This is a genomic window from Actinomadura decatromicini, assembly GCF_008121305.1.
In the GTDB taxonomy this organism is placed as follows: Bacteria; Actinomycetota; Actinomycetes; order Streptosporangiales; family Streptosporangiaceae; genus Spirillospora; species Spirillospora syzygii.
The window spans coordinates 1770049-1794357 of the sequence record NZ_VSRQ01000001.1; the positions used below are offsets into that span (position 1 = coordinate 1770049).

Genomic DNA, 24309 nt, shown 5'->3' on the forward strand with positions numbered 1-24309 from the left:
CGCCCCGTCAAGCCGGAGAGCTTTCCGGACCGACAAAGCGGGCTATCTCGGGAGGGCCCGGTGACCTTTCGATGAAGATCCGTTAATCGGGCGGTAACCACCGTCAGCGCGGCCGTCTCATCGCGGCGGCGCCGCCGCGGGCGGTGTCACTGCGGCGGCGGGGGCCGGTTGTCGCGGTACCAGTCGCCGCTGTCCTCGGGACGGTCCCCGCCGCCCTGCTGCGGCGGCGCGGGCTGCGTGCCCTGCGGGCCCTGCTCCTGGCCGGAGCCGCCGTAGGCGCGGGTCCACTCGCCCATCTCGTCCTGCTCGGACGGCTGCTGCTGCGGTTGCTGCTGCTCGTAGCCCTGCTGCCCGGCCTGCTGACCGGCGCCGCCCTGGTAGTACTGCTGGCCGTACTGCTGCTGGCCGTAACCCTGCTGCCCGTACGCCTGCGGGTCGTACTGCTGCTGGCCCTCGGCGCCCGGCTGCTGCTGGCCGTACTGCTGATACTGCTGGTATTGCTGCTGGCCGTAACCCTGCTGGTCGTACCCCTGCTGCCCGTAGCCCTGCTGGTCGTAGCCCGGCTGCCCCGGCTGGACGGGCTGTCCCGGCTGTCCCTGCTGATAGCCCGGGTAGCCCTGCGGCATCTGCGGACGCGGCGGCTGGAGCCGCTGGAAGGCGGTGAAGACGAACCATCCGCCGACGCCGAGCACGGCGAGCTTCCCGGCGCCGACGAGGAACGCCGACAGCTTCGTGACCGAGTTCGCGGCCTCGGAGTCGGCGAGCATCCCGCTCAGCCAGCAGATCACGCCGAACAGCGCCATCCCGCCGAGCACGCCGAGCGCGCCCATGGTGATCGTCCTGCCCTGCGGGGTGGGCGTCTCCCACGTCGCGAGCAGGACGGCGAGGACGAGCAGCCCCACGATCCCGATCTGGAGGAACGTCCCGCCGAGGGTCTCGAGGAGGGCGCGGTAGGTGAACGAGCCGTCGTCCCCGAGAAGGCTGATGATCCCCGCGAGCAACTGCACGCCCGCTGAGGCGAGCAGTACCCAGGCGGCCGGTTCGCGCAGGCGCTGGACGGCTTCCTTGTTCACGGTGACATCTCCAGACCGAGGCTGCGTGATTACACGGCAAAGCTTTGCATATCCACGCCCGCCAGACCCAGAGGGGAGGACGTCCCGGGAGGGGACGGCCGCGGGCCCGGACGCGGATGAATAGGGTTGATCTTATGAAGATCGTGGCGTTGGCGGGCGGGATCGGCGGGGCCCGTTTTCTGCGCGGGCTCAAGGCCGCCGCCCCCGAAGCGGAGATCACCGTCATCGGCAACACCGGCGACGACATCTCCCTGTTCGGGCTCCGGGTGTGTCCCGACCTGGACACCGTGATGTACACGCTCGGCGGCGGCATCAACGAGGAGCAGGGCTGGGGCCGGGCCGCCGAGACGTTCACCGTCAAGGAGGAGCTCGCGGCGTACGGGGTCGGGCCCGGGTGGTTCGGGCTGGGCGACCGCGACTTCGCGACGCACATCGTCCGGACGCAGATGCTCGCCGCCGGGTACCCGCTGTCGGCGGTGACAGAGGCGCTGTGCGACCGGTGGCGGCCGGGCGTCCGGCTGATCCCGATGACCGACGACCAGGTCGAGACGCACGTCGTGATCGAGGACGACCAGGGCCGCCGGGCCGTCCACTTCCAGGAGTGGTGGGTGCGGCTGCGGGCGTCCGTCCCGGCGCTGTCGATCGCGGCGGTCGGGGCGGAGGAGTCCAAGCCCGCGCCGGGCGTGGTCGAGGCGGTCGACGAGGCGGACGTGGTGCTGTTCCCGCCGTCCAACCCGGTGGTGAGCATCGGGACGATCCTCGCCGTCCCCGGCATCCGTGACGCGGTGGCGAAGAAGACCGTCGTCGGCGTCTCCCCCATCATCGGGGACGCCCCCGTGCGCGGCATGGCCGACGCCTGCCTGACCGCGATCGGGGTCGAGACGTCGGCCCGCGCGGTCGCCGAACTGTACGGGCTCGGGCTGCTGGACGGCTGGCTCGTCGACGACGCGGACGCCGGCGTCCGGGTGGAGGGCATCGAGGTGCGGGCGCGCCCGCTGCTGATGAGCGACCCGGACGCGACCGCCGCCATCGCCCGCGCCGCCCTCGACCTCGCAGTGGAGCTGAAGAGGGCGGAGGACGCGGAGTGAACTTCGAGGTGTTCGGGATCCCGGGGCTGCCGGAGGTCGCGGAGGGCGACGACATCGCGGCGCTGATCCCGGCGGACGCGGTGCGGGACGGGGACGTGCTCGTCGTCACGTCCAAGATCGTGAGCAAGGCGGAGGGCCGGGTCCTGGTCGCGGACGACCGGGAGAAGGCCATCGACGCGGAGACCGTCCGGGTGGTGGCGCGGCGGGTCCACGCGCGCGGCGAGACCCGGATCGTGGAGACGCGGCAGGGGCTCGTCCTCGCGGCGGCCGGGGTGGACGCGTCCAACACCAAGCCGGGGACGGTGCTGCTGCTGCCGGAGGACCCGGACGCCTCCGCCCGCCGGATCCGCGCGGGCGTGCGCGAGCGGCTGGGCGCGGACGTCGCGGTGATCCTGTCCGACACGCTCGGCCGTCCGTGGCGGAACGGGCTGACGGACGCGGCGATCGGCGTCGCGGGCCTCGACCCGCTGAGCGACCTGCGCGGCATGGACGACCGGCACGGCAACCGCCTCGAACAGACGATCACCGCCGTGGCGGACGAGATCGCCGCCGCCGCCGAGCTCGTGAAGGGCAAGCTCGACGGGGTGCCGATCGCGGTGGTGCGCGGGCTGTCCGCGCTGGTCACGGCGGACGACGGGCCGGGCGCGCGGGTCCTCGTCCGGCCGCCCGACGAGGACATGTTCCGGTACGGCCCGTCCGAGGTGCTGCGAGCGCGCCGCACGATCCGCGAGTTCACCGCCGACCCGGTCGACCCGGCGGCGGTGCGCCGCGCGGTCGCCGCCGCGATCACCGCTCCGGCGCCGCACCACACGACGCCGTGGCGGTTCGTCCTGCTGGAGTCGGCGGAGTCGCGGACGCGCCTGCTCGACGCGATGCGCGACGCCTGGGAGGCCGACCTGCGCCGGGACGGCTTCTCCGAGGAGTCGATCGCCAAGCGGCTGCGCCGCGGGGAGCCGCTGCGGCGGGCGCCGTACCTGGTCGTCCCGTGCCTGGTCATGGACGGCTCGCACGACTACCCGGACGAGCGCCGGGCCCGCGCCGAGCGGGAGATGTTCGTCGTCGCGGCCGGGGCGGGCGTGGAGAACCTGCTGGTCGCGCTGGCGGCGGAGGGGCTCGGGTCGTGCTGGGTGTCGAGCACGATGTTCTGCCGCGACGTCGTCCGCGACGTCCTCGACCTGCCGGACGCCTGGGACCCGATGGGCGCCGTCGGCATCGGCCGCGCCGCCGCCCCGCCCCGCGACCGGCCTCCCCGCAGCCCGGACGCGTTCGTCGAGGTCAGATAGTCCGGCGGAATAGAACGCGGACGTCGCGGCTTGGGCTTATCGGACGTCCGGGGCACCCGCGGCAATCTGGAATATGACGATTGGCATAGAGTGCCCGCATGGACGCCACCAGCTCCGCGCTCCGCCGGGCACTGGCCCGCGCGCGTGACGGCAAGACACTGGACCGATCCGAGGCGACGACACTGTTGCAGGCCCGGGGGCCGCAGCTCGACGACCTGCTCGCGTACGCGGCCCGAACCCGGGACGCCGGTCTGGAGGCGGCGGGCCGTCCGGGCGTCATCACCTACAGCCGCAAGGTCTTCATCCCGCTGACCCGCCTCTGCCGGGACCGCTGCGGGTATTGCACGTTCGCGACCGTCCCGCACAAGCTCGCCGCGCCCTACCTCAGCCCGGACGAGGTGCTGGAGATCGCGCGGCAGGGCGCGGCGATGGGCTGCAAGGAGGCGCTGTTCACGCTCGGGGACCGTCCCGAGGACCGGTGGAAGCAGGCCCGCGAATGGCTGGACGCGCACGGCTACGACGACACGCTCTCCTACGTGCGCGCGATGGCGATCCGGGTCCTTGAGGAGACGGGCCTGCTGCCGCACCTGAATCCCGGCGTGCTGACGTGGCGTGATTTCCAGCGGCTCAAGCCGGTCGCGCCGTCCATGGGGATGATGCTGGAGACGACGGCGACGCGGCTGTTCAGCGAACGCGGCGGCCCGCATTTCGGGTCGCCGGACAAGGACCCGGCCGTCCGGCTGCGCGTCCTGGAGGACGCGGGACGCACGAACGTCCCGTTCACCACCGGCATTCTGATCGGCATCGGCGAAACGGTCGAGGAGCGCGCCGACTCCATTTTCGAGATCCGCCGGACGATGCGCGAGTACGGCGCGATCCAGGAAGTCATCGTGCAGAACTTCCGCGCGAAGCCCGACACGAAGATGCGCGGAACGCCGGACGCGGAATTGGACGAACTCGCCGCGACGATCGCGGTGACGCGCCTTGTCCTTGGCCCGAGGGCGCGCGTGCAGGCGCCGCCGAACCTCGTCGCCGACCAGTTCGCGCTGATGCTGCGCGCCGGGATCGACGACTGGGGCGGGGTGTCGCCGCTCACGCCCGACCACGTGAACCCGGAGCGGCCGTGGCCGCAGATCGAGGAGCTGGCGGCGAAGACCGCCGAATCGGGCTTCGACCTGCGTGAACGGCTGACGATCTATCCCGAGTACGTGCGCCGCGGCGAGCCGTGGCTCGACCCGCGCCTGACCGCGCACGTCGCCGCCCTGGCCGACCCGGCGACCGGTCTGGCCCGCGAGGACGCCGTCCTTGAGGGACGTCCCTGGCAGGAGCCGGACGGCGGTTTCGAAGCATCAGGACGAACCGACCTCCACACCGAAATCGACACCACCGGCCGCACCACCGACCGCCGCGACGATTTCGACGAGGTGTACGGCGACTGGGACGCGCTGCGCGACCGCCTATCCGCCCCGCAACGCTTCGACGCGGACGTGAAGGCGGCCCTCTCCCGCGCCGAGCAGAACCCCGCCGGATTGACCGACGACGAAGCGCTCGCCCTCCTCCACGCCGACGGCCCGGAATTGGACGCGCTGGCCGCCCTCGCCGACGACCTGCGCCGAGAGGCGGTCGGCGACGAGGTCACCTATGTCGTCACCCGGAACATCAATTTCACGAACGTCTGCTACACCGGCTGCCGTTTCTGCGCGTTCGCCCAGCGCCGCACCGACGCCGACGCCTACACCCTTTCCCTCCAACAGGTCGGAGACCGTGTGGAGGAGGCGTGGGCGGCGGGGGCCACCGAAGTCTGCATGCAGGGCGGCATTCACCCCGACCTTCCCGGCACCGCGTATTTCGACCTCGCCCGCGAGGTGAAGCGCCGCGCCCCCGACATCCATTTGCATTCCTACAGCCCGATGGAGGTCGTGAACGGCGCGTCCCGGACGGACATGTCCATCCGCGAATGGCTGGAGGCGGCGCGGGAGGCCGGTGTCGACTCCCTCCCCGGAACGGCCGCCGAGATCCTGGACGACGACGTCCGCTGGGTGCTGACCAAGGGCAAACTGCCGACCGACCAGTGGGTCGAGGTCGTCACCACGGCTCACGAGATCGGCATTCCGACGACGTCCACGATGATGTACGGGCACGTGGACACCCCGGCGCACTGGGTCGCGCACATCAAACTGCTCCGCTCCATCCAGGAACGGACGGGTGGGTTCAGCGAATTCGTGCTGCTGCCGTTCGTCCACCACAACTCGCCGATCTACCTGGCCGGGCTGGCGCGGCCGGGGCCGACCGTCCGGGAGAACGTCGCCGTTCACGCGCTGGCGCGCATATTGCTGCACGGCTCCATTTCCAACATTCAAACGTCCTGGGTGAAAATGGGCGACGAGCTCTGCACCCGCGTCCTGCAAGGCGGCGTGAACGACCTCGGCGGGACGCTCATGGAGGAGACCATCAGCCGAATGGCCGGATCCGAGAACGGCTCTTTCAAGGCCATCAGCGAACTGGAGGAGATAGCGCGACGCGCGGGCCGTCCGTCCCGGCAGCGCACCACCCTGTACGGCGAGGTGCCCGCAGAGAGACTGGAGGCATCCCGGCGCACGGACGGCATCGGCGAATTCGGACGGCTCCGGGCCCTCCCGATCTCGACCGCGTGACTACCGGTCAGGGTGCGCCGCGGATGCAGGTCGGGTGGCGTTCGACCAGTTCGTCCGCCGAGTGGCGGAGCTCGTCCACGACGGCCATGACCGAGGGACGTACCTCGGCGCCGACCCGTGTCCACAGGACCATGCGGCGGTCGACGGGGGTCTCGGCGATGTCGCGGACGACGATGCCGTCCTCGCGTTCGGCGACCGCCAGGTCGGGGACGAGGCAGGCCACCCCGGCGCGGGCGACCATCGCGAGGATGACCATGAGGTCGTTCGACCGGTGCCGGACGTCGGGACGGAATCCGCCGAGTTCCACGCACGTCCGTTCGAGCAGGTCGGCGTGGTTGGTGCCGACGTGGCCCGTCACCCATGCGCATCCGGCGAGGTCGGTCACTCGCACCGGGCCGCCGCCCAGGGCGAGCGGATGGTCCTCGGGCAGCGCGACGCGCATCTTCTCCGTGATGAGGACCTCCGACGTCAGCTCCGGACGTCGCGGACGCGGCAGCAGGGCGTATTCGTCCGTCATGACGAGGTCGATCTCCTGAAGCACAAGGTCCTGCAAGACGCGGTGGGACTCTTCGTCCACGACGTCCACCATGAGCTCCGGATACATCTTCGCCAGCCGTGGCAGCGCGGGGGCGAGCACGTGCAGCAGGGCCGTCTGGAAACCGACGAGCCGGACCACCCCGGCGACGCGCCCGCTCGCCGCGAGCGCCGCCTCCTCCGCGCGCTTCGCCCGCGCGAGCAGGGCCTCGGCGTGCTCGCACAGCACCTCGCCCGCCGGGGTCAGCCGCAGCCGCCGCCCGGCCCGCTCCACCAGCGGGACGCCGACCTCCCGCTGCAACTGCGCGAGCTGCTGCGACACCGCGGACGGGCTGTACCCGAGCGCGTCGGCGACGGCCCCGGCCGTCCCGAGCCGCTTGAGTTCGCGAAGCACCCGCAACCGGCCGAGATCCAGCATAGTGAAGAGATTCTTACACAATCCCTGCAGGAACTGTCGCTGGACCTCAACGTTGGACCCAGTCAAACTGTAGGTGCGACGGAAAGCGGCGGACACCCCGCCTCCCCCGATCGCCCCGCGCGGGAACGCTCTAAAACTGCGATCCCAAAGGAAGAAGCCATGTTGTACGTGCTCGGACTCATCGCCGCCCTCGCCGTCCTCGGCCCGCTGTTCGGGGCCGACAGCCGTGACGGCCTCGACTGGACGCCGAACAACTTCTGGCTGCGCCGCCGCCGCGGCCCTGACCAGGTCAAAATGACCGGTAGTCGCGGACCGGCAGGCGGGGGCCACGCCTCGGCGGGTGCTTCCCGGACGATTCCAGCAGCCGGGTGACCCGGTAACGATGCCCGGCGTACGGTTCCAGCAGCTCCAGCATCCCGGCGTCGTCGACCTTGCGGCCCGCCAGCGCCCAGCCCACCAGGCCGGGCAGATGGTAGTCGCCCACGGAGACGGCGTCGGGATCGCCGACCGCGCGCTGCCTGACCTCGGCGGCCGTCCAGACCCCGATGCCGGGCAGCGAGCGGAGCCGCGCCTCGTCCGGCCCCTCCTCCAGCCGCCGCGCGACCCGCGCGGCGCCGATGATCGTCCGCGCCCGGACGGCCTCCAGCCCCGACCGGTGCCACTCCCACGAGGGAATCCGGACCCAGACGTCCGGCGGCGGCGGAACCCGCATGTGCGGCGCGCCCGGCGCGGGCTCCCCGAACCGGCGCAGCAGGTAGCGCCACCCTCGCCACGCCTCCTGCCCGAGCACCTTCTGCTCCATCACCGCCGGGACGAGCGCCTCGAAGACCCGCCGCGTCCGCCCGATCCGCAGCCCCGCCCGCTTCGTCACCTGATCCCGGACGACGTCATGCCGCGCAACGAACCCCTCCGGCTCGTCATCGACCCCCAGTAGCTCCGGCACCCCATCGAGCAGCCATTCCGCCCCGGCACCCCAAGCCATGGCCTGGACGACATCACCGGCCCAACACAGCCGAAGCGTCCCAGGCCCTTCCGGCGTATAGGACGCGCGCCACACAGACCCGTCCCGCTCAACCCTGAACGCCGGATCCCCACCACCCCGCCGATGCGGCGCGAGCGTCCCGACCAGATCCAGTTCCCAGGGCGGCCGCCACTCCCGAACCCGGCCGGGGAGCCGCCCAGCGGTCGACTCCCCGGCCCCACGCCCACCCGTGTGGGAAAGACTGCCTGGTCCGGGGCCCATCTCACTCCATCAACCGCTCAACAAGACCCCGCTAGTCTGCCACCCGCCCACCGGGTCAGGCGTCGGTGGAGAAGCGGATCGCGGTCGGGGGGAGTTCGATGCCCGGCCAGACGCGGGCGCCGGGGCGGAGCTCGTTGCCGGGACCCACCACCGCGCCGTCGCCCAGGACCACGCCGTCCAGGACGGCGCCGGGGCCGACGCGGGCGCCCCGGCTGAGGACCGAGTCGCGGACGGTCACGCCTTCGGCGACGAACGCGTCGTCCAGCAGGACGCTGCCGAGGACGGTCGCCCCGGCCTCGACCACCGCGCCGCGTCCGACCGTGGTGCCGCCGCGGACGACCGCGCCCGCCGCGACGCTCGACCCGGCGAGGGCGAGGTGCTCGCCCGGCTCGCCGGGCATCGCCGGAGACGCCAGCTCGCCCAGCACCAGATCGCGGGACCCCTGCACGAACGCTTCGGGCGTACCGACATCGAGCCAGTAACACGACTCGACGTGGCCCATCACGATGGAGCCCGACGCGATCAGGGACGGGAACGTCTCGCGTTCGACGGAGACGACCTCGCCCTCCGGGATGGTGTCGATGGCCGAGCGGCGGAACACGTAGCAACCCGCGTTGATCTGGTTCGTCACCGGGTTCGGCGTCTTCTCCAGGAACGCGGTGACGCGACCGTGGTCGTCGGTGGGCACGCAGCCGAAGCGGGACGGGTCGTCCACCTCGGTGAGGTGCAGCGTGACAGCCGCACCCGCCTGCTCGTGCAGCTTGACCTGGGCCGGTACGTCATGGCCGGACAGGATGTCGCCGTTCAGGATGAGGACCGGGTCGTCCGGCCCGGAGGTCAGGGCGGGGGACGCGTTGCGGATCGCGCCGCCCGTGTCGAGCGGCTCGTCCTCGCAGACGTAGGCGAGGTCGACGCCGTACGCGTGGTCGCCGAACACGGCCTCGAACATCTCCGCCCGGTAGGACGTGGCGAAGACGATCCGCTCGACGCCCGCCGCGTGCGCGCGCGCGAGCTGGTGCGCCAGGAAGGGAACGCCCGCCGTGGGGAGCAGCGGCTTCGGCGTGGAGATGGTCAGCGGGCGCAGGCGGGTGCCCCGGCCCCCCACAAGGAGGATCGCTTCCACTCGGTTCCTTTCTCGCGGCGGGCGACCACCGCGAGCCTAGTGGCTGCGGGACGCCGCGTACTGCTCGACGGCCCGCCGGTAGGAGTCGAGGTGCGCCGCCGCCGACGCCGACCAGGAGAACCGCTGCGCCCGCTCGTGCGCGGCCTCGGCCAGCTCGGCGCGGCGGCCCGGGTCGTCGAACAGGGCGGCGAGCGCGTTGCCGATGGGGCCAGCCTCGGGCTCGGTGTAGGCGACCGCGTCTCCGCCGACCTCGGGCAGCGGCCCGTGCCGCGTGGTGAGGACGGGCGCGCCGCACGACATCGCCTCCAGCACCGGCAGGCCGAAGCCCTCGCCCCGGCTCGGATGCGCGACGACCAGCGCGCCGCCGAAGAAGCCGGGCAGCGCCGACCACGGCAGGTAGCCGGGACGCAGCACGCGCAGCTCCAGCGGGACGGTGGCGAGCGCGGCGTCGACGTCGTCGTCCCAGCCGCCGCTGCCGCCGAGGACGAGCGCCGGAGGATCGTCCCGCCCGGCGCACGCCCGCACCCAGCCGCGGATCAGGTTCGGGACGTTCTTGCGCGGCTCCAGCGCCCCGAGATAGGCGACGTAGGGACGTCCGTGCAGGCCGAGCCGGTCGGAGACGTGCTTGGTCTCGGCCTCGCTGGGCCGGTGGAACACGTCGTGGTCGACGCCGTGGTAGGCGACGTCGATGTGCCCGGGGTCGGCGCCGAGCAGCCGGACCAGCTCGTCGCGGGTCGCCCGGGAGGGCGCGATCAGCCGGGTCGCGCGGCGCGCCGCCGACCGGGTCGCGGACTTGACGTACGACGTCCGCACCGGGTCGTGGAGCTCGGGATCGGCGAACATCGTCACGTCGTGGATCGTGACGACCGTGGGCAGCGTCGCGCTCACCGGCATCGTGTAGGTCGGCAGGTGGATCACGTCGGCGCCGACGCGCTCGGCCACGTGCGGCAGGCCGGACTGCTCCCAGGCGAGCCGGGTGGCGCGGTGCGCGAGCGTCGCCGGGCCCGCCACGACCCGCGCCCCCGGCACGAGCTCCTCGTAGCGTTTCTCATCGGAGCGCTGGCAGGCGACGGCGAGGTCGGCGCCCTGCGCGTGCAGGGCGCCGAGCAGCCCGTCGACGTATCGGCCGAGCCCGCCGCGGTCCGCCGGCACGGCTGTGGCGTCGAGCAGGATTCGAGGCGCCACGGTCCATCCCCCCATCCAGCGCGGTGGCGTAGATCACTCTTTACTCTTCGAGCCTACGCCCGCCGATGCCCGCTTCGCGGGACCTCACACAGCGATTCAGGACCTCGTGAACAACTACCGCTTTCGGGCCTGAACCAGAACGATGCTGCCGCGCTCGTTCGGCGCCTTGCGGTCGGCCAGCGCGACCAGCGGAGTCAGCGGCGCGGCCGCGTTGAAGCCGACCTTCCCGCCGTAGGTGGACAGCGACAGGTAGAGGCGCTCGGCCCCGGCCGTCCGGAACTGGTAGCTGTGTCTGACCAGGTCAAGGCCGCGTTCGTCCATCAGCTTGCGCAGGCTTTCGTGCGTGTACGTGTGCTGGACGTGGTACTTCGACCTGTGCGCGTCGCGCAGCTTCGGCCAGGCGTCGGCGCGGCTCAGCACGTCGGCGGACATGAAGATCTCACCGCCGGGCTTGAGGACGCGGGCCATCTCGTCCAGGGAGCGCCCGCCGTCGTCGAAGTGCTCGATCGCGCAGACCGACAGGACCGCGTCGAACGAGCCGTCCGCGAACGGGAGGCGGAGCGCGTCGCACTCGATCAGCGCGGGCGCGTCGGCGAGCGTCCGGCCGTAGACCATCTTCTTGCGGGCGAGGTCGATCGAGACGGCGTCGGCGCCGCGCCGGCGCGCCCGCCCGGCCCAGTAGCCGTCGCCGCCCGCGACGTCGAGGACGCGCCTGCCGCGCAGGTCGCGCCCCATCCAGCCGAGGAGCGTCCCCGCCTCGCGGTACCGGCACACGTGCACCTGGTGGCCCATGAAGGCGACCACATCGGAAATCTTCATCGTGCCCCAACTGTAGGCGGCGCGGGCGGCGGCGAGGTCGCGTTCGCCTACGCTGGGCGCGTGAAGACGAAGGCCGTCGCCGTCCGGGCGCTGCGCGTGCTCCTGGTGGTCCTCGCGCTCGCGTTCTGCGGGTACAGCGTGGCCTCGCAGTGGGACGCCGCCGTCGACGCGTTCCGGCAGATGTCGTGGATCGCCCTCGCCGGGGCCATGGCCGCCGGGCTCGCCGGGCTGTTCGCCTGGATGCTCGGCTGGCGGGAGTTCCTCGCCGGGCTCGGGTCGCCGCTGCCGGTGCGCGCGACGTTCCGGATCTCCGGGGTGTCCCAGCTCGGCAAGTACGTGCCGGGCAAGGTGTGGGCGCTCGTCACGCAGATCGAGATGACCCGCGAGCACAAGGTGCCGCCGGAGCGCAGCTTCGGCTCGACGCTGCTCGCGGTGGCGACGTCCACGGCCTGCGGGCTCGCGGTCGCGGCGGTGACGCTGCCGCTGACGTCCGCGACGGCCCGCGAGACGTACTGGTGGCTGTTCCTCCTCGCGCCGGTCATGCTGGCGATGCTGCACCCGAGGATCGTGACGTGGGCGCTCGGGCTGATGCTCAGGCTGATCCGGCGGCCGCCGCTGGAGCATCCGGTGAGCCTCGGCGTCACGCTGAAGGCGGTCGGCTGGACGGTCCTCGGCTGGAGCCTGTTCGGCGTCCACACCTGGCTGCTCTGCGACGCCGTCGGCGGCGACGGGACGGGCCTGCCGTTCACCGCGACCGGGGCCTACGCGCTGGCGTTCGTCGCGGGCTTCCTCGTGTTCATCGCGCCGGGCGGCATCGGGGCGCGGGAGGCCGCGCTGACCGTGGTGCTGTCGCCGGTGCTGCCCGCGGGCGCGCCGGTCGTGGTGGCGATCGCGTCCCGGGTGCTGCTGACCGCCGCCGACCTGATCAACGCGGGCGTCGCGTTCCTGCTCGGCCGGACCGCCCCGAAGGCCGCCCCGAAGGCCGTCGCGCCGGACGCCGCGCCGGACGCCGGGAATGAACCGGCGCCCAGGGAGCTTGTGAGGGATACGCAGCGAACGAAGGAGGGACCGTGACGGCCCCGATCACCGTGACCGACGCGACCTTCGCGGACGAGGTCCTCAACAGCGACACCCCGGTGCTGGTCGACTTCTGGGCCGACTGGTGCGGCCCGTGCCGCATGATCGCCCCCGTGCTCGACCAGATCGCGACCGAGCAGGACGGCAAGATCAGGATCGCCAAGCTGGACTACGACGCGAACCCGGAGACGCCGAACAAGTTCGGCGTGATGGGCCTGCCCACGCTGCTGCTCTTCAAGAAGGGCGAGGTCGTGGAGCAGATCGTCGGCGCCAAGCCGAAGCGCGCCCTGCTGAAGGTCATCGAACCCCACCTGTGAACCCGGTGAGCGCGTCGAGGTAGGCGGCCCACACCGGGCCGTGGTCGACCGGACGGACGCCGGAGCGCAACCGCTCCGGCTCCCCCGGCGCGTAGAAGCGCCTGATCGCGGCGGCCAGGGCGGCGACGTCGTCCGGAGTGCAGACGACGCCGTCCACGCCGTCGCGGACCTGCTCGCCGAACCCGCCCACGTCGGTGGCGATCACCGGCAGCCCGTGCTCGTACGCCATCCACACGTTCTGCGACGCGGTCGCCGTCCGGTAGGGCAGGACGAGCGCGTCCGCGGCGGCGAACAGCCCCGGGACGTCGGCCGCCGGGACGTATCCCGGCCGCAGTTCCACCCGTCCCGCCAGGTCGAGCGAGCGGATCAGTTCGCGGGTTTCCTCCAGGCCGCCCCAGAACTCGCCCGCGACGGTGAGCGCGACGTCGTCCGGGCCTTCGGCGAGGGCGCGGAGCAGGACGTCCAGCCCCTTGTACGGGCGGACGATCCCGAAGAACAGCAAGCGGCGGCGGACCTTCCCGTCGCCCGGCGGCGGCGCGGCGGGCGTCGGCAGGTGCGCGGGCATCTCCGCCACCCGCACCGGACGGTCGGTGAGCCCCCGCGCCAGCTTCCCCTGCGCGTCCGAGTGCACGAGAACGGCGTCGACCCTGCGCAGCAGGCGCTTCATGAGCGGCTCGTCGTACGGCTTGCGCTCGTGCGGCAGGACGTTGTGGCACAGCGCGACGACGGGCGTCCGGCCGCGGAGACCGGCGAGTATCCCCAGGTAGGCGGGCACCTGGACCGGGCTCAGCACCACCAGCACGGCGAGGTCGCAGGCGCGGAGCGCGCGGCCGGTGCGCCACCAGCCGTCCGGGCGGCGCCAGTCGAGCGCGCGGCGGGTGCCGGGGAACGGCTCGCCCTCCGGGTCGGAGATCGTCTGCTGTCCGGGGTACAGGAAGCCGGGGTACTGGGCCCGCCACGACTCGATGACGACGTCGTGCCCGGCGGCGGCGAGCCGGTGCGCCAGCTCGGTGGTGTGCTGGGCGCCGCCGCCCTTGTACGGGAAGGCCGGTCCGACGATCGCTATTCGCACGGGCGCGTCAGACGTCGCCGCGCGAGCGGACGATCAGGTCCGCGAGCAGCGCCAGCGACGCGATGATCAACCCCGTCACGAAGATCATGATGGTGTTGTTGGCGAAGTAGCCGAAGTGCACGACCATGTCGAACACGCCCTTGAGCAGGCCGATCACGATCAGCCACAGCGCGGGCGGCATCAGCACCTTGAGCGGGTTGAAGTACATCACCATCCGCAGCACCTGGAGGATGTAGCGGTAGGCGTCCTTGGTGAAGTGGAACTTCGACTTCCCGGCGCGCTTGGCGTAGTCGATCGGCATGTACCGGACGGGATGCTGGTTCGACAGGAACGCGATCGTGATCGTCGTGACGCAGGAGAACCCGGGCGGCAGCAGCCGCAGGTACGGCAGCGACACCTCGCGGCGGAACGCGCGCAGCCCCGAGTTCAGGTCGGGGATCTTCGTGTTGGTGAGCCGCTCGGCGACCTTGCGGATGAACCACTTCGCGGGCACCCGCAGCGCCTTGTGCGAGCCCTCCTCGGTGGTGCGGGCCCCGACGACCTGGTCGATGGACGGGTCGGTGTCGAGGACGTCCACCAGCTCGGGGATGCGCTCGTTCGGGTAGGACATGTCGGCGTCCGTCCACACGACGATCTCGCCGCGGGCCTGCTGGGAGCCGATGCGGCGGACCGTCCCCGAGCCGCTGTTGTGCTGGAACGCCATCACCCGCATGTTCGGGAAGCGGGGCGCGGCCTCCTCCAGCCGGGCGAGCGTCGCGTCGGTCGAGCAGTCGTCGACGGCCAGCAGCTCGTAGGTCTTGCCGCTCGCGTCCATCGCCGCGCAGATGCGCTCGACCTCGTCGATCACGTGGTCCTGCTCGTTGTAGCAGGGCAGCACGATCGTGACGTGGACGGGCCCGTCCACCGGCCCGGCGGGCGCCGGAACGACCACCGTCTCGGGCACGGGCTCGGACACCGTCTCGGGCGCGGTCGGAGACGCGGCCTCGACGTCGGTCTCGGCCACGGTCTCGGCCACGGATTCGGCCACGGATTCGGGCGCGGGCTCGGTCTTCGGCTCGGCAGACTGTGTGCTCACGCAGCGCGAGGATACTCGCCCCGGCCGACCGGGACCGCTTTTCCCGCCGCGCGGGCGTCCGGCCCGGATCATTGTGGGGACGACCCCCCACGCCCCCCGGAACGGCCCGGAGGCCGGTCAGCCGCGTGCGGGCTCGGCGATCCAGACGTCCATCGAGAGGCCCCACGTCCCGCCGGGCGGTCCGGTGAGGGACCGGCCGTCCTGGCGTGTCCGCACGTGGAGGACGTGTTCGGGCGTCCCGTAGGGCGCGACCTGCTCGGGCCTCGCCGCCATGATCACCGGACGGCGGCCGGCCCGGTACGCCCCGGCGGCGACGCGGCGCACGTCGTCCGGCGACGCGCCGCCGGTGGTGCGCGCGGCGGGCACCCCGCACATGCCCCGGACGACCTGGAGGAACCTGTCCCCGGTCGACTGCTCCACCACGATCACGGAGCTGCGCGGCTTGAGCTGGTCGCACATCCCGCGCACGGCGCCGACCTCGTGCTGCTCCGTCCGTGTCACCAGGAACCCGGCGGACGTGATCACGATCGGGACGAGCATCAGCGCCACGCCGACGACCGTCCCGCCCCGGACCACCGCCGGCCCGTAGCCGAGGCGGCGGACGCGCCGCGCCGCCCACGCCCCCGCGTACACGGTGAACAGGAGCAGTCCGGGGATGACCAGGCCGATCAGCCGGCGGGACGCCCACGGATGGTCCGGCGTGATGCCCGGCCGGAGCAGCACCTGCACGGTCGTCCAGACGATGACCGCGTAGGGCAGGAGCCATTCGGGCGACCGCCCGCGCAGAAGCCGCCGGACGATGAGCGCCGCGCCGAGCGTCGCGAACAGCACCGCCGGGATGCCGATGTACCAGGCGACCCACCACAGCGAGTGCTCCGAATACTGGCGGGTGCCGTCCACCGCGAGGTGCTGGATGCGCTGCACCGTCTCGATGAAGCGGACGTTCATCTCGTCGTCGCGCGTCGCCGGTTCCCGCCGGACGGTCTGCACCAGCGGCCGCACCGCGAACCCCGCCATGACCAGCACGGTGAGGACGGCGGCGGCGCCCGGCAGGCGCCCGCGCGCGACGGCCGAGCCGAGGCGGCGCAGCCGCAGGCCCGTCCGGTTCCAGCGCAGGAGCGCCACCATGACGACGGTCGCCACGACGACGGCGGCGGCGATGGCCAGCAGCGGGTTGAGGGACGACCCCAGATACGACAGGTAGGGCCGGGACAGCGTGTAGCCCTCCACCAGCCCGGCGCCCGCGCCGAGGAGCAGGCCGCCCGCCGTCCAGTAGCCGGTCCGCCGCCCGCGCGCCGCCCAGAGCCCGGCGACGACCAGCACCGGGAGGACGTCGCGGAGCCCGTCGATGCGGACGAGCACGATCAGCCCCAGCGCGAGCCCCGCCAGGAACGCCTTCAGGTCGGCGGTCCACCCGCCGTCCCGCCGGACGTCGTGCAGCAGCGACAGCCCGCCGAGCAGCAGCACGATCGCGGGCAGCTCGCTGAACGTGCCGCGCGAGACGTAGAGCATCGGCAGCGTCAGCGCCAGCAGCAGCGCCCCGGCGGGCGCCCACCGCGGCCCGACGAGCCGCGCGACCAGCCCGGCGAACGCGAGCACGCAGCACGCGCCGAGCAGCGGCGCCGCGAGCAGCATGCCGTGCGTGCCGCCGATCCAACCGCCGAGCGCGAGCACCAGTGGGAACCCCGCCATGAACTGCGGGACGACCGCGCCGTCGTGCTGGTAGAACGCCGGGCTGTCGAAGTGCAGCGCCGGGTCGGGGCCGCCGAACGCCGACTGCATGAGCGGGATCGGCAGCGACCCCTCGTCCTTCAACCACGTCGCGAACTGGACGTAGGACGCCGGGTCGCGCCGGACGACGATCTGCTCCCCCGCCATCGCGATCTGGAGCACCAGGAACGCCACCGTGATCGCGAGGACGGCGGCGACCGGCCACCACGGCACCTCGTCCCACTGGCGGCCCCACTCGCGGGTCCGCAGGCCGAGCCACAGCGCCACCGCGGCGACCGGCACGAACAGCGCGATCGCCGGTCCGGGCCGGAACACGCCCGCGAGCAGCAGCGGCAGCGCGACGGCCAGCCACGCCGCGACGAGCAGCGCCGGGGCGACGGTGACCCGCACGAGCAGCCGTCCAGCGTTCATGTGTTCAGCCCCGTGCCCGTCCGTCCGATGGTGGTTCGTTCCCGTGCGGAGCGTAGCGGCCCCGGCCGGGCGGTGAGCCGCCGCCGATCATGCGGGCATACGCTCGGGGACCATGAGCGCACACGCCCGGGAGGCGACCCGGCCGGCCGAACTGCTGCGGCGGCGCGTCGCGGACGACCCGTCCAGCCCGTTCGTCACCTTCTACGACGACGCGGCGGGCGAGCGCGTCGAACTGTCGGCGCGGACGTTCGACAACTGGGTCGCGAAGACGGCGAACTTCCTGGTGGACGGCCTCGCCGCCGAGCCGGGGACGCGGGCCGTGCTCGTCCTGCCGCCGCACTGGCAGACCGCCGTGTGGCTGACGGCCTGCTGGTCCGCCGGGATCGTCGCGCAACCCGTCGATCCCGGAACGTTCCGCGCCGGGACCATCGAACCTCCGCCCCCCTCCGAGCCGTACATCGTGGCAGCGGCACAGGAGGTGCTGGACGACGTGGTCGGGGACGAGGCACTCGCGAGCGGAGCCGAGGAGGTCGTCGGCCTGTCGCTGCACGCGCTCGGCGGCCCGCTCGCCGACTGCCCGCCCGGCGTCACCGACTACGCGGCGGAGGTCCGCGGTCACGGAGACAGGTTCGATCCCTCGCCGGAAGTGACTCCGGAGACCCCCGCGTTGAATGTGACAAACGCCACATTCACCGGAGCGGACCTGGTCGCCGAGGCCCGCGCCGCCGCAGATAGATGGGAACTGGACGCGCGCGACCGCCTTCTGGTTGACATGCCCTTCGCCACACTGAACGGGGTTCTGACCGGCTTGCTCGCACCACTAGCCTCAGGGGCTTCCGTCATAATCCAACGAAACTTCGACGAAGCCGTTCTGGATCGACGGCTCACCGTGGAGCATGTGACGGTGGTCGCCGGCCCGCTGGGACCGAATGCCGCATCCGAGTCCCCTCGCCGGCTCGCCTGACCTACGCTCTCCTTGCCCTGACCGCCCAGTTGCCCTGCCCACCCAGGACCCCGCCCCGCGTCCCGGACCACGGAGCCGATGAACAGCAACCCGATGTACATGGAGTACGTCGACGACGCCGATCCGCAGCCGACGGCGCCGCGACGCGGCTGGCGCATCCTCGGCTGGGTCTGCGTCGGACTGTCGGTGGTCATGGTGGCCGGCTCCCTCACCGCCTACGGCCTGTACCGCAAGGCGTTCGGGAACATCGCGCACGAGGACGTCAACGCCCAGCTCGGGCCGAACCGGCCGAAGAAGCTGAACAACGCGATGAACATCCTGCTCCTCGGGTCCGACACCCGTGAGGGCGCGAACGCCAAGTACGGCCGGTCGATGAAGAACGAGCCGCCCCGCTCGGACACGATGATCCTGCTGCACCTGTCCCCCGGCGGCGGCCAGGCGATGGGCATCAGCTTCCCGCGCGACCTGATGGTCCGGATGCCGTCCTGCAAGAGCCGCAAGGGCACGCAGATCCCGGCCCAGTCCCGCGCGCAGATCAACTCGGCGTTCACCAACGGCGGCGCGACCTGCGTCATCAAGACGATCGAGAGCCTCTCCAACATCCGCGTCGACCACTTCATGCAGGTCGACTTCAACGGCTTCAAGTCCATCACGACCGCGGTCGGCGGCGTCCCGGTGTGCCTGCCGAAGGACGTCGACGACCCCAAGTCCAAGCTCAAGCTGAGCAAGGGCAAGCACGTCATCAAGGGCGAGCAGGCGCTCGCGTACGTGCGCGTCCGGCACGGCCTCGGGGACGGCTCCGACACCGACCGCATCAAGCGCCAGCAGAAGTTCATGGGCGCCCTCGCCAGCAAGGCGATGAGCGCGGGCGTGCTCAGCAACCCGAAGCGGATGCTCAGCCTGATGAACGCGGTGACCAAGTCGCTCACCACCGACAAGGAGCTGACGCCGCAGGTCATGATGGACATCGGCCGCGAGATGCAGGGGATGACCTCCGGCAAGCTGCGGTTCGTGACCGTCCCGTCCGGGCCCGACCCGCTCGACACGAACCGGGTGGCGCTCACCCCCGCCGCGCAGCCGTTCTTCTCGGCCGTCCGCAACGACAAGACGGTGCCGAAGGAGCCCAAGCCGGGCAGCACGACCATCCCGCCGAGCCAGATCCGCGTGCGGGTCTACAACGGCAGCGGCATCGACGGCCAGGCCGGGCGCGTCGCCGACGACCTGGAGTCGCAGGGCTTCCAGGTCACGGTCGGCGGCAACGCGACCGCCGCGACGTCGGCGACCAAGGTGCTGTACGGTTCCGGGGCCGACCAGCAGGCCCAGTCGCTCGCCGCGCTCATCCCGAGCAAGCCCGCGCCGGCCGCCCGCACCCGCGGCGGCACGCCCGGCGTCGTCGACCTCGTCGTCGGCAGCGACTGGACGAACCTGAAGAGCGCCGGCGCCGGCATCCCCAAGCAGCAGGGCGAGATCCGGGCGAACGACGACATCTGCAAGGAGACCTAGACCGGGGGGCAGGCAATGACCTACACCACCGGGCCCTACGGGGCCGAGACGGCGCCGCTCACCGACCGCCCGCTCACCGCGGACCCCGGCGTCCCCGCTCCCGCCGGGCCGCCGCTCGCCGAGGGCGCCCCCGCCGGGGGACCGTCCACCGACCCGTCCGCGGGCCCGTCCGCCGGGGAGGCGCCGCGGCCGCGCAAGGAGCGCGACCCGTTCTTCGACAACGCCAAGTACTTCGCGATCCTCCTGGTGGTGGCGGGGCACTCGCTCGCGAACCTGCTGAACGTCCCGGTGGCCAAGGGCCTGTACATCTTCATCTACCTGTTCCACATGCCGCTGTTCATCGTGATCACCGGCTACTTCTCGCGGAACTGGACGTTCGCCGGCGGCAAGGCGCGCAAGCTCATCACCAACGTCGGCGTCCCGTACGTGGTGTTCGAGTTCGCCTACTCCATCTACGACTGGCTGGCCGGGCGCAACGAGCTGGAGATCAGCCTCCTGAACCCGTACTACCTGACGTGGTTCCTGCTGGCGCTGTTCATGTGGCGGCTGTCCACGCCCGTGTGGCAGCAGATCCGCTGGCCGCTCGCCGTCGCGGTCGGGTTCGCGCTGCTGTCGTACATGAGCGACCTCGGCGGGACGTTCGACATCCACCGGGTCATCGGGCTGCTGCCGTTCTACGTCCTCGGGCTCACGTTGAAGCCCGTGCACTTCGAGCTGCTGAAGAAGCCCGTCGCGCGGCCGATCGGCGCGGTGGTGCTGCTCGCCGGGCTCGGCGGCACCTACCTCGTCATGAACCACATGTCGCGCAACTGGATCTTCTGGAAGGACGCCCACTTCGAGCTCGGCGTCGGCAACTTCTACGGGACGCTGATGCGGCTCGCGATGTTCGTCGCCGCGACGGTGTTCCTCGCCGCGTTCCTCGCGCTGATCCCGCGCCGCCGCCACTGGTTCACCAAGCTCGGCGCCTACACGCTGTACGCGTACCTGCTGCACGGGTTCGTCACCCGGCTGCTGAACTTCACGGGCTGGTGGGACGCCGACTGGATGCACACCATCCCCGGCGTCTTCGTCGTGATCTGCGGCGCGCTCGTCGTCGGGACGGCGCTGTGCTCCAAGCCGGTCGTCCGGACGATGAGCTGGGCGCTGGAGCCCAAGATGACGTGGGTGTTCACCCCCCTGCGCCGTCCCGGCGCGTCACGCTGAGCGATGCGCCTCGGGCATCCGGCGGGCGGCACACGCGCGCGGGCACTAGAGTCGCCCATGCCTCCCCGTGAACGGCCGTTGAGCACCAAGTGAAGCTTTCGGAGACATGACGGACACCCTTCCCCCACCGCGGAGCCCCGCCGCCCCCGCCGCCTCGGGCGTCGGCGTGGCGCCGGGTACCGAGGCGGCGCAGGCGCCGCCCCCGGCCCCCGGCCCGCGGCGCCGCGACCCGTACTTCGACAACGTCAAGTTCTTCCTCATCCTGCTGGTCGTCGTCGGCCACGTCTGGGAGGTGTTCCGCGCCCGCAGCCTCGCGGCGGACGCGGCCTACAGCGTGGTCTACGGGTTCCACATGCCGGTGTTCGTGTTCGTCTCGGGCTACTTCTCCCGCGGCTTCATGCGCTCGACCGACAAATTCCGCGTCATTTTCCCGACGCTGATCGTGCCGTACGTGATTTTCAACGTCCTTTACCGTTTGCAGCTCGTCTGGCTGAACGGAAATGACTTCCGGCTGCACGAGATTTTCCGTCCGCAATTCCTGATGTGGTTCCTGGTGGCGCTCGTGCTGTGGCGGCTGAGCGCGCCGCTGTGGTCGCACCTGCGGTATCCGGTCGCGGTGTCGGTCGCGCTGTGCCTGGTCGCGGGGAGCTGGAGCTTCAACTCCGACTCGACGCTGTGCCGGGCGGCGGCGCTGCTGCCGTTCTTCGTGCTCGGGCTGACCGTCCGGCCGGAGCGGGTCGCGGCGCTGCGGAGCCGCCCGTGGACGCGCTACGCGGGCGCCGCGCTGCTGGTCGCGGCGCTGCCGGTGGCCTACGTGTGGCAGCGCGGGGACGTCGTCCCGAAGATCGAGCACGGCGTCCTGCTGTGGAACCGGGGCTACGAGCACATGGGATTCGGGGCGCTGGAGGGCATGGGGTACCGGCTGCTGGCGCTGGCGCTGGCGGTCGTGCTGGGCGCGGCGTTCCTCGCGGCCGTGCCGCGCGGACGCGCCTGGTACACCGAGCTCGGCACCCGGACGATGTACGTCTACCTGCTGCACGGCCTCGTCGTGAAGGGCCTCGACTACGGCGGCGTCCTCGACGCGGACTTCTACCGGACGCCGCTCGGCCTCGTCTCCGTGACGGTCGGGGCCCTCGCGCTCGGCACGGCGCTCGCCACCGTCCCGGTGCAGCGGCTCACCAGGCGGGTCGTCGAGCCCGACGGCCGCTGGCTGCTCAGGCCCGCGCATCGCCGCACATAAGATTTCCTAGCATCTGCGGGTATAGTCCTGATTCACCGAGCAGTCGATTGGTCAACGCGTGAGCAGTGATTACGGCATCTCCTTGAGCATCATCGTTCCCGTGCACAAAGTGCAGGGGTACATCCGCCAATGCCTCGATTCGATCCTCGACCCGGACCTGCCCAACCTTGAGGTCATCGCGGTCGACGACGCGTCCCCGGACGGCTGCGGAGAGATCCTCGACGAGTTCGCCGAAAGAGACTCCCGCGTCCGGGTGCGGCACCTCACCGAGAACGTCGGGCTCGGCCACGCCCGCAACATCGGCCTCGACATGGCGACCGGCGACTACGTCTGGTTCTTCGACAGCGACGACTACGCGACCGAGGGCGCCGTCCGCGCGGTCCTCGACCGGCTGGACGAGACCCGCCCCGACGTGCTGATGTTCGACTACGCCCGCTCGTACTGGAACGGCAAGGTCAAGCGCAGCATCATCAACCACCTGTTCCGCGAGCCGCCCGCGCCGGACGTGTTCACGCTCGCCGACCGTCCGAGCCTGCTGGAGATGTTCACCTCGATCTGGAACCGGGCGATCCGCCGCGAGTTCATGATCGAGCACGGGCTGCGCTTCAACAGCGGCTACTACGAGGACGTCAGCATCACCTACCCCGTCCTCATGGCGGCGGAGCGGGTCAGCTTCCTCGACCGGGTCTGCTACGTCTACCGGCAGCGCCGCCGCGGCGCGATCACGAAGACGGCGAGCGCCAAGCACTTCGACGCGTTCGACCAGTACGACCGCATCTTCGCGTTCATGGACCAGCTCGGCCCGGACATGGACCAGTTCCGCCCGCTGATGTTCGACCGGACGATCTGGCACCTCCTCGTCATCATCGAGCGCGCCGACCGCGTCTACCCGTCGGAGAAGCAGCGCTTCTTCGCCGAGATGACCAAGACCTACAACCGGTACAAGCCGCCGGGGCACGTCCCGCCGGACGACGACGCCCGCCTCGCCGACAAGCACCGGGCGATCGAGCGGGGCGACTTCAAGGCGTGGGAGCGGCTCGCCTCGCCGCGGTTCACGACCAAGGCGAAGAAGAGCGGCCGCAAGGTCCGCAAGCTCCAGCGGCAGGGCGTCGTCCGGTCCAAGCAGCTCGCGAAGGACCGCTACTACCAGCTCCGCCGCCGGCTGCCGGTCGAGGAGGACCTCGCCGTCTTCGCCGCGTACTGGTACCGCGGGTACGCCTGCAACCCGGCCGCGATCTACGAGAAGGTCCGGGAGCTGGCCCCGCACATCCGCTGCGTGTGGATCGTGAAGCCGGGCGGGCGCAAGGCGATGCCGGAGGGCGTCGACTACGTGGTGTCCGGCTCCGCCGAGTACTACCGGACGATCGCCGCCGCGAAGTACTTCGTCAACAACGTCAACTTCCCCGACCACCTCGTGAAGCGGCCGGGGCAGGTGCACCTGGAGACGCAGCACGGCACGCCGCTGAAGAAGATGGGCCTCGACCAGATGGAGTATCCGGTCGGCGCCAACGACATGGACTTCAAGGCCCTGATCGAGCGCTCCGACCGGTGGGACTTCCTCGTCTCGTCCAACCCGCTGTCCAGCGAGGCGTGGGAGCGCGGCTTCCCGTGCCACTACGAGATGCTGGAGATCGGGTACCCGCGCAACGACCGGCTGGTCCGCGCCACCGAGGAGGAGCGGGCCCGGCTGCGCGACGAGCTGGGCCTCGCGGAGGGCACGACCGCCGTCCTGTACGCGCCGACGCACCGCGACTACCAGCGCCACTACTCCCCGATGTTCGACATCGGGCGGGTGATGAGCCAGCTCGGCGACGACCACGTCCTGCTGCTGCGGGCGCACTACTACTACAAGCTCAAGGACATGGCGGCCGACATGGGCTGGCCCGAGGACCGGGTCATCGACGTGTCGGCGCACCCGTCCGTCGAGGACCTCGCGATCGCCTCGGACGCGCTGCTCACCGACTACTCGTCGGTCATGTTCGACTACGCCAACCTCGGCAGGCCGATCGTGATCTACGCGAACGACTGGGAGACCTACAAGCTCACCCGGGGCGTGAACTTCGACCTCACCGAGTTCCCGCCGGGCGTCATCGCCTACAACGAGGCCGAGCTGGTCGACGCGTTCGTGTCCCGGGCGCCGTGGAGCGACGCGGCGACGAAGAATCTGGAGGCGTTCCGCGCCCGGTTCTGCCCGTGGGACGACGGGAACGCGGCCGAGCGCGCCGTGCGCCGCGTGTTCCTCGGGGAGAAGATCGCGAACCCGCCGCAATAGCGGCCAACGGACCACGGGGCGCAC

19 protein-coding genes are annotated in these 24309 nt (G+C 71.6%); 10 read left to right on the forward strand and 9 right to left on the reverse strand.

Annotation, left to right across the window (positions count from 1 at the left end):
- Positions 1-146: 146 nt before the first annotated feature.
- Positions 147-1073 carry a hypothetical protein gene (locus tag FXF68_RS07315; protein WP_148758063.1) on the reverse strand — a complete coding sequence of 309 codons (927 nt, stop codon included), beginning with the start codon at positions 1071-1073 and terminating at the stop codon, positions 147-149.
- A gap of 134 nt (positions 1074-1207) precedes the next feature.
- Between FXF68_RS07315 and cofD the strand changes: the two genes are divergently transcribed.
- The 3 genes from cofD (at position 1208) to FXF68_RS07330 (ending at position 6098) form a co-directional block, all read left to right on the forward strand.
- A complete protein-coding gene (gene cofD / locus FXF68_RS07320) occupies positions 1208-2161 on the forward strand; it encodes a 2-phospho-L-lactate transferase (RefSeq protein WP_148758064.1) in 954 nt (317 codons plus the stop codon).
- Positions 2158-3444 (forward strand): coenzyme F420-0:L-glutamate ligase, encoded by a 1287-nt coding sequence (locus FXF68_RS07325; RefSeq protein WP_148758065.1) that lies wholly within the window; start codon positions 2158-2160, stop codon positions 3442-3444. The genes cofD and FXF68_RS07325 overlap by 4 nt, the downstream gene beginning before the upstream one ends.
- 98 nt (positions 3445-3542) lie before the next feature.
- Complete coding sequence (locus FXF68_RS07330) at positions 3543-6098, forward strand: bifunctional FO biosynthesis protein CofGH (RefSeq protein ID WP_148758066.1); 2556 nt, start codon at positions 3543-3545, stop codon at positions 6096-6098.
- Between the two features lie 7 nt (positions 6099-6105).
- On the opposite strand, the gene FXF68_RS07335 is transcribed toward FXF68_RS07330, so the two are convergent.
- From FXF68_RS07335 to FXF68_RS07355, 5 genes are all read right to left on the reverse strand, one after another.
- Positions 6106-7050 carry a LysR family transcriptional regulator gene (locus tag FXF68_RS07335; protein ID WP_148758067.1) on the reverse strand — a complete coding sequence of 315 codons (945 nt, stop codon included), beginning with the start codon at positions 7048-7050 and terminating at the stop codon, positions 6106-6108.
- 289 nt (positions 7051-7339) lie between these two features.
- Positions 7340-8032, reverse strand: a complete 693-nt coding sequence (locus tag FXF68_RS07340) for a DNA-3-methyladenine glycosylase family protein (protein WP_246178391.1) — start codon at positions 8030-8032, stop codon at positions 7340-7342.
- Between the two features lie 316 nt (positions 8033-8348).
- A complete protein-coding gene (manB, locus tag FXF68_RS07345) occupies positions 8349-9416 on the reverse strand; it encodes a mannose-1-phosphate guanylyltransferase (protein ID WP_148758068.1) in 1068 nt (355 codons plus the stop codon).
- A 36-nt stretch (positions 9417-9452) separates the two neighbouring features.
- Complete coding sequence (locus FXF68_RS07350; protein ID WP_148758069.1) at positions 9453-10601, reverse strand: glycosyltransferase family 4 protein; 1149 nt, start codon at positions 10599-10601, stop codon at positions 9453-9455.
- 114 nt (positions 10602-10715) lie between these two features.
- Positions 10716-11420 (reverse strand): class I SAM-dependent methyltransferase, encoded by a 705-nt coding sequence (locus tag FXF68_RS07355; RefSeq protein ID WP_148758070.1) that lies wholly within the window; start codon positions 11418-11420, stop codon positions 10716-10718.
- 60 nt (positions 11421-11480) lie between these two features.
- Here FXF68_RS07355 and FXF68_RS07360 point away from each other — a divergent pair, with 60 nt between their 5' ends.
- A complete protein-coding gene (locus FXF68_RS07360; RefSeq protein ID WP_148758071.1) occupies positions 11481-12494 on the forward strand; it encodes a lysylphosphatidylglycerol synthase transmembrane domain-containing protein in 1014 nt (337 codons plus the stop codon).
- Positions 12491-12814 (forward strand): thioredoxin, encoded by a 324-nt coding sequence (gene trxA, locus FXF68_RS07365; RefSeq protein ID WP_148354218.1) that lies wholly within the window; start codon positions 12491-12493, stop codon positions 12812-12814. The genes FXF68_RS07360 and trxA overlap by 4 nt, the downstream gene beginning before the upstream one ends.
- Here trxA and FXF68_RS07370 read toward each other — a convergent pair.
- The 3 genes from FXF68_RS07370 to FXF68_RS07380 all read right to left on the reverse strand — a co-directional run bounded on the left by FXF68_RS07370 (position 12795) and on the right by FXF68_RS07380 (position 17103).
- Positions 12795-13886: a glycosyltransferase family 4 protein gene (locus tag FXF68_RS07370; protein ID WP_148758072.1), complete on the reverse strand. Its 1092-nt coding sequence runs from the start codon at positions 13884-13886 to the stop codon at positions 12795-12797. The two genes, trxA and FXF68_RS07370, sit on opposite strands and share 20 nt — an antisense overlap.
- A 7-nt stretch (positions 13887-13893) precedes the next feature.
- Entirely contained in the window at positions 13894-14829 is a 936-nt protein-coding gene (locus FXF68_RS07375) for a glycosyltransferase family 2 protein (protein ID WP_246178444.1), read from the reverse strand.
- Between the two features lie 249 nt (positions 14830-15078).
- Positions 15079-17103, reverse strand: a complete 2025-nt coding sequence (locus tag FXF68_RS07380) for a hypothetical protein (protein WP_148758074.1) — start codon at positions 17101-17103, stop codon at positions 15079-15081.
- 112 nt (positions 17104-17215) lie between these two features.
- Between FXF68_RS07380 and FXF68_RS07385 the strand changes: the two genes are divergently transcribed.
- The 5 genes from FXF68_RS07385 (at position 17216) to FXF68_RS07405 (ending at position 24285) form a co-directional block, all read left to right on the forward strand.
- On the forward strand, positions 17216-18067 hold the full coding sequence (locus FXF68_RS07385; RefSeq protein WP_148758075.1) for a TIGR03089 family protein: 852 nt from the start codon (positions 17216-17218) through the stop codon (positions 18065-18067).
- 78 nt (positions 18068-18145) lie between these two features.
- Positions 18146-19570, forward strand: a complete 1425-nt coding sequence (locus tag FXF68_RS07390) for an LCP family protein (RefSeq protein WP_148758076.1) — start codon at positions 18146-18148, stop codon at positions 19568-19570.
- 15 nt (positions 19571-19585) lie between these two features.
- Entirely contained in the window at positions 19586-20773 is a 1188-nt protein-coding gene (locus tag FXF68_RS07395) for an acyltransferase family protein (protein WP_148758077.1), read from the forward strand.
- 106 nt (positions 20774-20879) lie between these two features.
- The gene (locus FXF68_RS07400) at positions 20880-22013 is read left to right on the forward strand and encodes an acyltransferase family protein (protein ID WP_148758078.1); all 1134 of its coding nucleotides are present in this window, start codon (positions 20880-20882) and stop codon (positions 22011-22013) included.
- A gap of 58 nt (positions 22014-22071) precedes the next feature.
- Positions 22072-24285 (forward strand): bifunctional glycosyltransferase/CDP-glycerol:glycerophosphate glycerophosphotransferase, encoded by a 2214-nt coding sequence (locus tag FXF68_RS07405; RefSeq protein WP_281292141.1) that lies wholly within the window; start codon positions 22072-22074, stop codon positions 24283-24285.
- Positions 24286-24309: the final 24 nt, after the last annotated feature.

Bases quoted from the DNA above. Each gene is read 5' to 3' on its own strand.
- cofD (WP_148758064.1), top strand. From the start codon at position 1,208: ATGAAGATCGTGGCGTTGGCGGGCGGGATCGGCGGGGCCCGTTTTCTG.
- FXF68_RS07355 (WP_148758070.1), bottom strand. From the start codon at position 11,420: ATGAAGATTTCCGATGTGGTCGCCTTCATGGGCCACCAGGTGCACGTG.
- FXF68_RS07380 (WP_148758074.1), bottom strand. From the start codon at position 17,103: ATGAACGCTGGACGGCTGCTCGTGCGGGTCACCGTCGCCCCGGCGCTG.
- FXF68_RS07340 (WP_246178391.1), bottom strand. From the start codon at position 8,032: ATGGCTTGGGGTGCCGGGGCGGAATGGCTGCTCGATGGGGTGCCGGAG.
- FXF68_RS07335 (WP_148758067.1), bottom strand. From the start codon at position 7,050: ATGCTGGATCTCGGCCGGTTGCGGGTGCTTCGCGAACTCAAGCGGCTC.
- FXF68_RS07395 (WP_148758077.1), top strand. From the start codon at position 19,586: ATGACCTACACCACCGGGCCCTACGGGGCCGAGACGGCGCCGCTCACC.
- FXF68_RS07400 (WP_148758078.1), top strand. From the start codon at position 20,880: ATGACGGACACCCTTCCCCCACCGCGGAGCCCCGCCGCCCCCGCCGCC.
- FXF68_RS07390 (WP_148758076.1), top strand. From the start codon at position 18,146: ATGAACAGCAACCCGATGTACATGGAGTACGTCGACGACGCCGATCCG.
- FXF68_RS07385 (WP_148758075.1), top strand. From the start codon at position 17,216: ATGAGCGCACACGCCCGGGAGGCGACCCGGCCGGCCGAACTGCTGCGG.
- FXF68_RS07330 (WP_148758066.1), top strand. From the start codon at position 3,543: ATGGACGCCACCAGCTCCGCGCTCCGCCGGGCACTGGCCCGCGCGCGT.